Genomic DNA, 12,951 nt, shown 5'->3' with positions numbered 1-12,951 from the left:
CTAAAATATTCCCAATGGCTGATTCTATAAATAAATTTTTACAAATTCATCACCGCGACAACGTATTGGTAGCGTTACAGGATATGCCCCGGGGAACCCCTATTCAATTTCGCGGTCATTCATTTAGCTTAAAAACAGATGTAACTTCAAAACACAAGTTTACTCTGGCGACTGTTAATGCCGGGCATGAGATATTTATGTACGGAGTATTAGTAGGTAAAGCAACAGAAAACATAGAGATGGGGAGTGCAATTACCGTTACTAACGTACATCATGCAACGGAAGACTTCAAATTAGGGGAACGCAAAACCGAATGGCGCAAACCCGATGTATCAAACTTTTCTGATAAAATATTTATGGGGTATCACCGCAACGACGGTTCTGTTGGTACTGCCAATTACTGGATTGTTGTGCCCCTGGTTTTTTGTGAGAACCGCAATATAGAGGTACTGAAGGAGGCCTTAACAGGAAAGCTTGGGTTTAAAAAAGCTAAAAGTTATGAGACCGAAGTTGAGAACCTTATTAATTTATACCATGCCGGAAAATCGGTGGAGGAAATCCTCCAGGTAGATCTTCAATCGGGAATCGAAGAGGCAGCGTCAAAAAAGGTATTTAAGAATATTGACGGAATTAAGTTCTTGAGTCATGATATGGGTTGCGGCGGTACCCGGACAGACTCGGATGCATTATGCGGGTTAATTGCAGGCTATGTTACCCATCCAAACGTAGCCGGTGCAACCATATTAAGTTTAGGTTGCCAGCACGCTCAGGCCGACATTCTTGTTAGCGAGATCAGGAAAAGAGATCCGGCTTTTAATAAGCCGCTGACCGTTCTCGAACAACAAAAAATAGGTACAGAAAGTAAATTGTTGCAGGCTGCATTAAAAGAAACATTTGCTGGCCTAATGGAAGCCAACAAACTGGAGCGCCAACCCGCGCCTTTATCAAAACTTTGTATCGGGATGGAATGTGGCGGTTCAGACGGCTTTTCAGGTATTTCTGCAAATCCGGCTTTAGGATATGTTTCAGATATATTGGTTTCGTTGGGTGGAAGTGTAATACTGGCTGAATTTCCTGAATTATGCGGTGTTGAACAGGAGTTGAGCGACAGGTGTGTTGATGATGATACTGCATTAAAGTTTATTGGGTTGATGCGGACGTATAATGCCCGTGCAGTAGAAGATGGTTCGGGATTTCATGCCAATCCATCGCCGGGAAATATTAAAGACGGTTTAATTACAGACGGAATAAAATCGGCCGGGGCTGCTAAAAAGGGTGGTACTTCGCCGGTAACTGACGTTCTTGATTACCCGCAAAAGGTTACAAAAAGCGGACTGAATCTTTTATGCACGCCCGGGAGCGATGTGGAAAGTACAACGGCAGAAGTTGGTTCGGGAGCAAACGTGGTGTTGTTTACTACTGGTTTGGGTACACCCACGGGTAATCCCGTGGCTCCGGTTATTAAAATTTCCACTAACACGAACGTTTACAAACGAATGCCGGATATTATTGACATTAATTGTGGTACCGTAGTAGAAGGCGTGGAAACAATACCACAGGCCGGCGAACGCATTTTGGATTTTGTGATAGAAGTGGCCAGTGGAAACATTCAACCAAAGGCAGTTTTGCTGGGGCAGGACGATTTTATACCATGGAAAAGAGGGGTTTCATTATAATTTATAAACGATGTTCAGTTTAAATGGGAAAATAGCGATAATTACCGGCGGGGGTAGTGGAATAGGGAAGGCCATGTCATTGCTTTTTGCACAACAGGGAGCACAGGTGCATATTATTGAATTAGATAAAAAAAGCGCGATCGATACAGTTGACGAGATCGAAGCTAATGGAGGAAAAGCCTTTCAACACGCATGTGATGTTAGTAAACAGGAACAAGTTATAGCTGTTTTCAAAAAAATCGGCGCAGTGAATATCCTCATTAATAACGCGGGTATTGCGCATATTGGCCAGGCGGATACAACTAACGAAGAGGATTTTGACAGAGTTTACAACGTAAACGTAAAAGGCGTTTACAATTGCTTATATGCTGCAATTCCGTTAATGAAATCAAACGGCGGCGGTGTCATCCTGAATACCGCGTCAATTGCTGCACACGTAGGTATTGTTGATCGTTTTGCCTATTCAACCAGCAAGGGGGCTATTTATGCTATGACCTTGTCGGTAGCGAGGGACTATTTGCATGATAACATCAGGTGCAACAGTATATCACCAGCAAGGGTCCATACCCCATTTGTGGACGGGTTTATTGCCAAAAATTACCAGGGCCGCGAAGAAGAGATGTTCGATAAGCTATCTAAATCGCAGCCTATTGGGCGTATGGGTAAACCTGGAGAAGTTGCTACCCTTGCCTTGTATCTAAGTTCGGACGAGGCGGGATTTATAACTGGTACGGACTATCCTATCGACGGTGGTTTTATAACTTTAAACAACTAAAATTATGATAAAAAGACTCACCCTTTTTGCATTGCTGCTATACTGCTTTAGCGCAAACGCCCAGACAAAGTACAGCCCCACCGCCGACAACCTGGCGGCCCGCGAAAATTTTCAGGATATGAAATTCGGTATGTTCATCCATTGGGGTATATACAGCCAGTTAGGCGCCGGAGAATGGGTAATGCACGACAAAAATATTCCTTACAATAACTACAAACGCCTGGCCGACTTTTTTAACCCGCAAGCCTTTAATGCCAAAGAGTGGGTTGCATTTGCAAAACGGGCAGGTATGAAATACATTACTATTACTTCGCGCCACCACGATGGTTTTAGCATGTTTGCAACAAAGTTTTCTCCTTATAACATTGTTGACGCGACGCCTTACCATAAAGATCCATTGATGGAACTTGCACAGGAATGCCAGAAAGAAGGCATCGAACTGCACTTTTACTATTCACTGCTAGATTGGGGACGGCCGGATTATAATTTCGGAAGCCCAATTGTAAACGGAAAGCCCGTAAACGGCGATTGGGATAGCTATATCAAGTTTATGAAAGACCAGCTTACCGAACTGATCACTAAATACCCCGCGGTAAAAGGAATTTGGTTCGACGGGGAATGGGAACGGCATTCGGTAAACTGGCACTTTGACGAGATTTACGGCTTGATTCATAAGCTCAATCCCGCAATAATGATTGGCAACAATCACCACCTTGCACCAATTGACGGCGAAGATTTCCAGATGTTTGAAAAAGATTTACCCGGTAATAATACAACCGGCTTTAATAATGAACAATCAATTGGAGCGCTGCCATTAGAAACCTGCGAAACCATTAATGGAAGCTGGGGCTTTAATATAAACGACCGGAATTATAAATCTGTAAAACAGATCATCCATTACCTCGTAAATGCCGCAAGCAGAAACGCTAATTTTTTATTAAATATCGGCCCGATGCCAAACGGGAAAATTCAACCGGAATTTACGGATACGCTCACTGCAGTTGGCGCGTGGATGCAAAAGAATGGCCAAAGCATTTATGGAACAAGGGGTAATATCATACCTGCGCAGCAGTGGGGAGTTGTTACCGGCAAAAGTAAAACGCTGTATGTGCATATATTGGATATGCCGGAGCAACCCTATATTTTTCTGCCCTTGTTTAAAGGAAAGATTGAAAAAGTACGCGCATTTGCTGACGGTAGCAGCATAAAATACAAACAGGTGCCTGAAGGTGTTTTTGTGTACACCAATAACCTGAAGACCGACCCCAATGATACTATTATACAGATAACAACAGATTAATATAACAAATGAAGCTGATTAGATTTGGAGAACCTGGCAAAGAAAAAACAGGTGTGATCATCGACGGAAAAAAATACGATACCTCAACATTTGGTGAAGACTATAACGAACGTTTTCTTGAAACAAACGGGATAGCACGCCTGGCCGATTTTATTGATAATAATATGCTAACCGAGATAGCAGATGATGAGCGTTTGGGCTGTCCGCTGGCACGGCCATCTAAAATCGTGTGTATCGGCTTAAATTATGTGGATCATGCCAGGGAAACCAATGCCACGCCACCTACTGAACCGGTAATTTTCATGAAAGCCACAACTGCGATTGTTGGTCCGTTTGATAATATCATCATTCCCAAAAATTCGAAAAAGACCGATTGGGAAGTTGAACTTGCAGTTGTTATCGGCAAAAAAGCGAGTTACGTAGCCGAAGCTGATTCAATGGATTATGTAGCAGGCTATGTATTACATAACGATGTATCAGAACGTGAGTTCCAGATAGAACGCGGTGGAACCTGGGACAAGGGAAAAGGATGTGACACATTTGCACCTATTGGTCCTTTCTTCGCCACCAAAGATGAGATACCTGATCCGCAAAACCTTCGGTTATGGCTCAAGGTTAATGGTGAAATAATGCAGGATGGCAATACGAATAACTTCATCTTTAATATTCCTTTTCTAATTGCTTACACAAGCCAATTTATGACGTTGTTACCGGGCGATATTATATCAACAGGAACGCCCGCGGGCGTAGGCCTCGGAATGAAACCACCTTTTTATCTTAAACCGGGTGATATAGTTGAGTTAGGGATTGACGGATTAGGAACTTCAAGACAGGCTGTAAGATCTTATGCCTAAACTAGGCACACCTGTGAACTGTACAAAATGGCGCTTTTTTGAAATGATAGCGCGGCCCGGTTTATAAATTAAAACAAGAACGATTAAATGGATCTCCAGTTTAAAGATAAAATTATAATAGTAACCGGCGGCGCTAAAGGGATAGGAGCTGCAATTGTTAAATTGCTCGCCGAGGAGGGAGCTGTTCCCGTTATAGTAGGCCGGGATGAGAGCGACAATATGAAATTGGTAAACGAAATCCAAAATATTGGCGGCAACTGTTTCCAGGTTACAGCTGAATTAACGGTGCCTGAAAACTGCGCAATTGTTATCGAGAAGGTGGTTAACAAATACGGGCGAATTGACGGCCTGGTAAACAATGCCGGCGTAAATGATGGTGTGGGCCTCGAAACCGGTGACTACGCACACTTTATGCTGAGCCTTCATAAAAACGTTGTTCACTATTACTTAGTGGCACATTTTGCTTTGCCGTATTTAAAATTATCGCAGGGCGTAATCTTGAACATAGGTTCAAAAACTGCCGAAACAGGGCAGGGTGGGACATCAGCCTATGCGGCCTCAAATGGTGCCCGGAATGCATTGACAAGGGAGTGGGCTGTGGAGCTTTTACCTTATAAAATTCGTGTCAATTCAATAATTGTTGCTGAATGTTGGACCCCGCTGTACGAAAGCTGGATAAACACGGTACCTGATCCAACACAAAAACTATTTGAGATAAAAGCTAAGATCCCATTAGAGAACCGGATGACAACCACTGAAGAGATCGCCAACACGGCTGTATTCCTGCTTTCGGCACGGTCAAGCCACACTACCGGGCAATTGATCCATGTGGATGGTGGCTACGTGCACCTTGACAGGGCCCTGGGCAAATAAATATACCTTGACAATATACACCCCCTGGGTTATTGCCCCGAAGGTGATGTGATTGCCGATGTTTGTGTTTTCCTTATTTCAGACAAGGCGCGGTTCATTACCGGTACAATTTTACCAGTCAGCGGTGGGGCAGAACTGGGGTATAGATCAATAAGATAATTGTTGTCAGCTATTTTGTCTGTTAATCTAATAAATGGTAAAGTTTATGGCCGTATAGTATTAACGCGAGCTTTCTACTGTATAAACAAAACTATCTCCTTTGTAATAACCCAGGTTGTATTCAATTTGTCGGTCCGCCTGGTCAAATACCAATCGTTTTCTGAACAGAACAGGGTTGCCAAATTCCATTTTAAGTTTATCCGCGATAAATTCATCAGCAGGTATAGCGGATATTTCTTCCTTTGATAGCGTTGCAATTATAGAGCAGTCGTGTTCCAATATTTCGTATAAAGGTCTTTTAAAATCCTCATCACCGGTTAAACCCACGCGTGGATGGAAGTAAGAAACGAAATATACGAATGGCTCGTGCGGTTTTCCTCTTACCCGTTCCATCTTTAATATTTTGCGATCAGACTTTATTTCAAAGAAATTTGCCAGCATTTCGTCAGGATAAACCCATGTTACATGAAGTTCGAAATTTTTAATAGGAATGCCCCTTAATTTCATTTCCTGTGAAAAGCTTAGCCAGTTATTTGATCGGGAACTAACCGACCCGTTGGCAACTTTAGTCCCGAACCTTTTTTTACGGATCAAAAGCCCTTCAAAAACCAATTTGTTAATGGCCTGCCTTAAGGTGGTGCGTGATATGGCTAATTGCTTTGCCAGGTCTACCTCATTAGGAATAGTCTTTCCATTTTGATATTCCTCAGCTTCAATTAATTCCCGTAATAGCGTTTCAGCCTGTATGTGTAGCGGAATCGGACTTTTGTGGTCGATTGAGTATTTCATTTCTATAATTATATGCAATTATAGAAAAAACAAAATCAATTATTTGTACATACATAATTATAAGTTAATTAGCTATTTATATAGTATAAAAATAATTTTGTAAAACTATTTTTATACTATATAAATGTTTATATGTTTGTACATAAATAGAAAATTCAAGATTAATACTATGAAGCTGAGGCATTTTCCCTGAGGGGCTTCGGATATAAAAACCATGTGAACCAAAAATATTTCAAGGATGAGATCTTGAGATTTAGTTGATAGGTACTCCCGGCATTGCCGGGATACTTTTTTTAAAAATTGCCAAACCGATTAATTGTAAACCAGGAAGTAAATACATATGAGAAAAAAAGTCAAAATTTTGTTTTTTCTTGTGTTGATATTGTCGACAGGAACGTATGCACAACAACGGAAAGCAAATAGCGCCGTAGTACTAAAAGTAACCGATATATGGGTAGTATTTAAAACACACTTTGACCTGGGTTTTACCGATTTACCGGAAAATGTATTTGCCCGGTATAGGGGAGAAATGATGGATAATGCGTTAAATGTTATTGAGAAAAATTCAGCATTACCGAAGGATGAGCATTTTGTATGGACTGTACCCGGCTGGCCGCTGTATGCTCAAATATTAGGGCCTTTGCAAGCGCCGGAACGCAAAGCTAGAATAGAAAAAGCAATCAGAGATGGTTCAATAGTGGCCCACGGGCTGCCATTTACAATGCATACGGAGTCGTTGGACTATGAAGATTTGGTTCGTGGACTTGATTACTCGTCAAATATTTCCCGTACTTATGGGCAACCATTAACAATAAGCGCTAAAATGACCGATGTGCCGAGTCATTCATGGGTTCTTCCAACTTTATTAGGAAATGCTGGTATAAAATTTTTGCAATTAGGTTGTAATCCGGCAAGTCAATATCCGCGCGTCCCTCCGCTTTTTTGGTGGGAAGGTGCCGATGGCTCTAAAATCTTATGTCAATATACCCCATTGTATGGTTCGGAAATGAAACCGCCAGCAAATTGGCCGAGTAAAAACTACCTGGCTATGATTATGACAGGCGATAATCACGGCCCCCCAAATCAAAAAGAAATTGCAAACCTGCTGGCAAAAATAAAGAAAGATATGCCTGGTGTAAAAGTGCATTTTGGCATCCTTGACGATTTTGCAAAAGCGGTATTTGCGGAGAAACCTGTTTTGCCAACTATTACGGGAGATACACCGGACACCTGGATTCACGGCTTGCTTTCAAACCCGCAGGAAACAAAACTTGCGCGAAACATTCGCCCGTTAGAATCGGTACTTGATGAGCTGAATACACAAATGGGAATTTGGAATATGCCGGCCGGATCTGTTTCGGCAAAACTGGCAAAAGCTTATGAGCAAAGCCTTTTGTATGCCGAACATACATGGGGTATGAATGCCGAATACGGTCCGCGTTTCAGCTATGGTGAGGATTGGAAGAAATGGATGGCAGAAGCTGAAGCCGAACCGATCCCTGAAAATGGCGATTATTCAAAACTTAAAAACAGTGATGCAATCAACACAAAATCAGGTAGTAAAAGAAAATGGCTGCATTCATATGATGTAAAACGCCAATACATTCGTAACACCGACAGCATAGTTACCGATGGGCTAAAAACACATCTTCATCTTTTAGCGAAATCTGTAAATGTAGCCGGAAAACGTTTGGTAGTATATAATCCGTTACCATGGAAAAGGTCAGGAATAGTTGAAAATTCCCTGAAAAAGGGCGAATCCTTTTATGCTAAAGAAATCCCCGCATCGGGCTATGTTGCTTATTCTCAAAATGATATCATAGAGTCAGTTATTACTACTGATGAACAACCGGTTTTCAGTACGTCTAATTTTAAAGTTGTTTTTGATTTAAGCAGGGGAGGAATAGCTTCATTAACAGAAAAAACAACAGGTCGCGAATTGGTTGATAAATCCTCTAAATACGTTATCGGTCAGTTTTTGCACGAGCGGTTCAGCACCAATGAGGTTGATAAATGGTGGAATGCCTATAGCCGAATAAAGGAAGGTTGGGGGCTAAATGATTTGGGAAAACCCGGGATGCTTAATGCTGAAAAAGCACCGTATTTGGCGTTTACTCCAAATGAATGGAAAATTTCCGTTTCTCATTCACCAATTGCCGATATAGCTACTTTGACCTCGGTTGCAACACAGGGTTTTGCAAAGAAATATACGCTGACTTTTACATTCCCGCGGAACGATGCTTATGTTGATGTTGCATGGTTTGTAGACGATAAAACAGCAGACAAACAGCCTGAAGGAGGGTGGCTTTGTTTCCCCTTCGCAGTTAGGGATCCTCATTTTACTGTTGGTCGTTTGGGTGGTCCGATAAACCCGGTAACAGATATTATTTCGGGTAGCAACAGGTATTTGATGGCTGTAAATTCTGGCGTTTCAATTACGCAGGCAGATAAATCAGGAATGGGGCTAACACCAATGGATTCGCCATTGATCAGTTTAGGTGAACCTGGATTATGGAAGTTTTCCCTGGAGCACACACCGACAATTCCGTCGGTATTCGTCAATATCTATAATAACATGTGGAATACTAATTTCCCGTTATGGCAGGATGGATCATGGAGCGAAAGGGTTCGGATATGGCCTATCGATAAACAAGCACCAACCGCTCTCAACCTGATCGAAAACTCGTGGGAAGCGCGGGTGCCTTTGTTAACTGGAATTGCAGAAGGTGCCGCGGGAAATGCGCCGGCAAAAAATACCGGTATCTCTCTTTCAAGAAAAGGAGTTCTGATAACTGCTTTTGGTGAAAACCCCGATGGTAAGGGAACCGTTTTACGTTTGTGGGAGCAAGGTGGTGTTTCGAGTAATATTACGGTTACCCTGCCTAAGGGCTCAGCTTATACCAAAGTGATCCCGGTAAATCTTCGGGGTGAAAAAATCGGGAAACAGGTAAGCGCCGCAGGAGGCAGGTTTTTCTTTAGGCTTAAAGCGTATGCTCCGGCCAGCTTTGTTTTGGATACAGGGGCGCTTTCAGGGACTAAAATACACAAGTCGAAAAGCGGTGCTAAAGCTAATAGCTAGTGCAGTACGGGAAGTTATTTCATCGTCGCTGCCGAGTTGTTTGAAAAAGTCCTTTGGCAGTCGGCGGGCGTTCCAGAAGTACGGACGATAAATAAGGGATAGATAATAAGATTTTGCCACAAAAAAAGCGTTCCGGATCTCACCCCGGAACGCGATCAACTAAATCGGGATCATCTCATGTTTAAAAATCCCTTGCTTATCATCTTTCTCAAGGATGTAAGGTTTTCTAAATTAATATATAATAATGTGCTTTTATACTTTTAAATAATCTGATATAAAAATAATCAAGTATGGCGATTTGATATTAAATACACATCGCACAAACGTTTGATATACAGTGGTATTCTTTTTAATTGTCGGTTCTGCAGCTGTTTTTAATAATGTATGGTTTAGGATATAAACACCTTATATTCTATTGATATTAATATAATATTAATAATGTGTGATTGATGTAAACATTTAGCTATCCTATGGTTTGAGACTGTAATGTGAGACATCTTAAAATCGTGACGTAGATCCCCGCAGGGATACTGATACAGTTCGCTGTTTTGTTAAACACGCTTTATATTCGTTAAATTTCCTTTAGGCGGGGCAGTTATGACGATCACCGGTTTTTTACGACGGCTGCACATGAAATTAAGTAACATGGAAGTTCTATAACGTAAATTGCAGGGTTAAGTCAAACGATTGCGTGATATTTTGAACATCATAATATTATATATGGTACTACGATAATTAAATTGCGGCTATAATAAAAAAACAATGATTTCTAATTTAATAAAAAAAATATTACAGGCTTTATTCATTTTGTCGGTCCTAAATGCTGATGCCCAGGTACAATTTAGTACCGGTAGTTTGAGACTTGGACTTGATAAAAAAGGATTTCTTACAGAGTTAAGTAATCCGCAATCTGGCAAGAACTATTTATACACCGATACGCTTTCTGCATTGCTTACCGTAGTGAGTAACAATAAAAAATATCTTCCTGCAAGGATGGCCTATAATAGTTCAGCCAAAACAATTAGTTTAAAATACCAACCCATAGATGTTACTGTTGAAATAAAAGTAACCCCAAAAAACACACACCTTACACTGGAAATTGTAAAAGCAACACCAGGAAAAAACATCGATGCTGTTATTTGGGGGCCCTTCAAAACTACCATTCATAAAACAGTGGGCGAAGTAATCGGCGTGGTACGCGATGGGGAGGTAGCAGTGGGTGTGCAGGTGCTCAATGTAAAAACATTGGGTGGAGACTTTCCCAACAGCGAGGGAAGCAACTGGGGACGGGGTAATGCGGCCACGGCCTACGTATGGGGTAGTACTTTACAGGCATACACCATCAATCGGGATAGAGAGCGACTGGTTGATGCCTGGGGCGGGCAATTTAAAAACATGCCTGTTCAGGCAATAAAAGGAGAAACTGTGGTGGGGAGTAAAATCGCTTTGTTCACATGCGCCGAGTCTAAAACTCTTGATGTTATAGAAACAATTACTGTTGATGAAAAATTGCCATATCCAACCGTTAATAAAACCTGGTTTAAAAAATCAACTGAGTATGGCCGATCTTACCTTATTTCTTCTTTTAGCGAGCAGGATGTGGATGAAATGATAGCTTACACTAAAAAAGCAGGCCTGATATCTCTTTACCATGAAGGACCATTTAAAAGTTGGGGACATTATACACTTAACCCCGAATTTTTTCCAAATGGAAAAGATGGTTTAAAAAAAAGCGTGGAAAAGGCACACGCTGCAGGTTTGCATTTTGGCGTACACACACTGACCAATTTTATCAATACCAATGATTCATACGTTACGCCTGTACCAGATGACAGGCTTAGTTTAACAGGTACTGCGCTGCTACTGCACGAAATAGATCAACAGCAAAAAGAAATTGAGGTATCATCTCCCGAATATTTTAACCAGGAAACAAATAATAACCTGCATACTGTAAAAATCGGGAAGGAGCTCATCCGCTATAAATCTGTAACCAATACTTCTCCTTACAAATTACTTGATTGTCAGCGCGGGGCTTTTGGTACTGTTACTTCGGCTCATAAAAAGGGCGAAACCGTGGGCAAGTTGTTTGATCATCCTTACCAGGTATTTTTCCCAAACCTGGATTTACAGCGTGAAATTGCCCGAAACATGGCTAACCTGTTTAATGAAACCGGGGTTGACCATTTTGATTTTGATGGACATGAAGGTTGCATTGCATCAGGAGAAGGTGATTATGCCATTGAGCTTTTCGCAAAAGATGTTTATGATAACATGAAACATGAATTTATTTGCGGAACCAGCAATAGTAAAACCTTTTTCTGGAACATTGGCTCATATTATAATTGGGGCGAACCCTGGTATGGTGGCTTCAATGAAAGTATGCAACAGTCGCGCATTGATAACCAGGGATTGTTCGACAGAAACTTAATGCCGCACATGCTGGGCTGGTATTTGTTGACCGAAAATACTACAATGGTTGAAATGGAATCGATGCTGGCCCGGGCAGCGGGTTATAATGCTGGGTTCGCTATGGTTGCCCGCCCTAAGGCATTGAGGACAAACCCCATTACGTCGCAATTGCTTGATGCCATCCGGGAATGGGAGACCGCCCGTACCGGCAATGCATTTAATGCTAAACAGCGGGAGGACCTGAAAAATCTCCGGAATGATTTTCATTTAGAGAAAGTAAAAGATGGAAAATGGAACTTGTATCAATATACGTTATCGCAGGTATTTGTTAGGGAAAAATTTGAGCGTCAGCCGGGCGAACCTACAACTACTACGTGGACATATATCCAGGAGTACAAAGAGCAACCCCTGCAATTTCGTATAAAGGCTGCGGGGAAATCAGGAATCGTGAGCAATATTAAACTGCAACTCGACAATTATGCTGAAATAAATGTGGCTGTTGAGCTAAAGGCGAATGAAAGCATTGTTTGCGATGGCACGGAGTATCTTCAGCTGTACAACGAACGCGGTAAGCTTAAGGGAACTTATAAAATGTCCTCGCTTCCGCCGTTTGTTTCATCCGGCGCCCACACGATTATTATCGACAACTCTTTTGGAGGGGAAGAGCCGCCGAAAATAGAAATGCAGTTTAAGGGTTTGAATAAAAAAGAAGCCGTAGAAATAATAAAATAAGCCGGAACGAAAAAAGTGTTCACGCTTTTCTGGGGCCCTGGCAGTCAAAAAAAATGTCGGCCAGGGGGTTCCTGATATTTTCAGGCGGCAGCTTTTTCCCATGTACAGTTTTAAGTTGGGTGAGGTAGTTTACAGTAAACCTATCCCTGAATTTTCCGCCATCAAATAGTTGCAGTGAATGTGACAATGAAGTCACCCGCCGTCTGGAAAGTAAAAACAAACGTTTGCATCAAGCTTTCTGGTAGAACTCCTTGTATTTATTTAATTATCAATTATTTAAGGGTTGATTTTAACATGCTAAACGT

9 protein-coding genes are annotated in these 12,951 nt (G+C 41.7%); 8 read left to right on the top strand and 1 reads right to left on the bottom strand.

The features are described from left to right. Positions 1-14 precede the first annotated feature (14 nt). The 6 genes from NAF19_RS06655 (at position 15) to NAF19_RS30530 (ending at position 5,637) form a co-directional block, all read left to right on the top strand. Entirely contained in the window at positions 15-1,676 is a 1,662-nt protein-coding gene (locus NAF19_RS06655; RefSeq protein WP_252789040.1) for a UxaA family hydrolase, read from the top strand. A 10-nt stretch (positions 1,677-1,686) separates the two neighbouring features. Continuing rightward, entirely contained in the window at positions 1,687-2,451 is a 765-nt protein-coding gene (locus NAF19_RS06650) for an SDR family NAD(P)-dependent oxidoreductase (protein WP_252789039.1), read from the top strand. A 4-nt stretch (positions 2,452-2,455) separates the two neighbouring features. Beyond that, entirely contained in the window at positions 2,456-3,751 is a 1,296-nt protein-coding gene (locus NAF19_RS06645) for an alpha-L-fucosidase (RefSeq protein ID WP_252789038.1), read from the top strand. A gap of 8 nt (positions 3,752-3,759) precedes the next feature. Next, positions 3,760-4,605 (top strand): fumarylacetoacetate hydrolase family protein, encoded by an 846-nt coding sequence (locus NAF19_RS06640; protein WP_252789037.1) that lies wholly within the window; start codon positions 3,760-3,762, stop codon positions 4,603-4,605. Positions 4,606-4,692: 87 nt separating this feature from the next. Further along, a complete protein-coding gene (locus tag NAF19_RS06635; RefSeq protein WP_252789036.1) occupies positions 4,693-5,478 on the top strand; it encodes an L-fucose dehydrogenase in 786 nt (261 codons plus the stop codon). Then, complete coding sequence (locus NAF19_RS30530) at positions 5,479-5,637, top strand: SDR family oxidoreductase (RefSeq protein ID WP_370362854.1); 159 nt, start codon at positions 5,479-5,481, stop codon at positions 5,635-5,637. Between the two features lie 60 nt (positions 5,638-5,697). On the opposite strand, the gene NAF19_RS06630 is transcribed toward NAF19_RS30530, so the two are convergent. Continuing rightward, entirely contained in the window at positions 5,698-6,426 is a 729-nt protein-coding gene (locus tag NAF19_RS06630; RefSeq protein WP_252789035.1) for a GntR family transcriptional regulator, read from the bottom strand. A 340-nt stretch (positions 6,427-6,766) separates the two neighbouring features. Here NAF19_RS06630 and NAF19_RS06625 point away from each other — a divergent pair, with 340 nt between their 5' ends. Both NAF19_RS06625 and NAF19_RS06620 read left to right on the top strand, forming a co-directional pair. Continuing rightward, the gene (locus NAF19_RS06625; RefSeq protein ID WP_252789034.1) at positions 6,767-9,505 is read left to right on the top strand and encodes a glycoside hydrolase family 38 N-terminal domain-containing protein; all 2,739 of its coding nucleotides are present in this window, start codon (positions 6,767-6,769) and stop codon (positions 9,503-9,505) included. A gap of 762 nt (positions 9,506-10,267) precedes the next feature. Further along, the gene (locus NAF19_RS06620) at positions 10,268-12,646 is read left to right on the top strand and encodes a hypothetical protein (RefSeq protein WP_252789033.1); all 2,379 of its coding nucleotides are present in this window, start codon (positions 10,268-10,270) and stop codon (positions 12,644-12,646) included. Positions 12,647-12,951 lie beyond the last annotated feature (305 nt).

Source organism: Mucilaginibacter flavidus (assembly GCF_024055575.1).
Classification (GTDB): domain Bacteria; phylum Bacteroidota; class Bacteroidia; order Sphingobacteriales; family Sphingobacteriaceae; genus Mucilaginibacter; species Mucilaginibacter flavidus.
The sequence above is the reverse complement of the archived record's forward strand: the minus strand, read 5'-3'. Positions and strand labels throughout refer to the sequence as shown.

What these genes read in the sequence shown, in the direction of transcription:
- NAF19_RS06655 (WP_252789040.1), top strand. Translation starts at nt 15, where the DNA reads ATGGCTGATTCTATAAATAAATTTTTACAAATTCATCACCGCGACAAC.
- NAF19_RS06650 (WP_252789039.1), top strand. Translation starts at nt 1,687, where the DNA reads ATGTTCAGTTTAAATGGGAAAATAGCGATAATTACCGGCGGGGGTAGT.
- NAF19_RS06645 (WP_252789038.1), top strand. Translation starts at nt 2,456, where the DNA reads ATGATAAAAAGACTCACCCTTTTTGCATTGCTGCTATACTGCTTTAGC.
- NAF19_RS06640 (WP_252789037.1), top strand. Translation starts at nt 3,760, where the DNA reads ATGAAGCTGATTAGATTTGGAGAACCTGGCAAAGAAAAAACAGGTGTG.
- NAF19_RS06635 (WP_252789036.1), top strand. Translation starts at nt 4,693, where the DNA reads ATGGATCTCCAGTTTAAAGATAAAATTATAATAGTAACCGGCGGCGCT.
- NAF19_RS06630 (WP_252789035.1), bottom strand. Translation starts at nt 6,426, where the DNA reads ATGAAATACTCAATCGACCACAAAAGTCCGATTCCGCTACACATACAG.
- NAF19_RS06625 (WP_252789034.1), top strand. Translation starts at nt 6,767, where the DNA reads ATGAGAAAAAAAGTCAAAATTTTGTTTTTTCTTGTGTTGATATTGTCG.
- NAF19_RS06620 (WP_252789033.1), top strand. Translation starts at nt 10,268, where the DNA reads ATGATTTCTAATTTAATAAAAAAAATATTACAGGCTTTATTCATTTTG.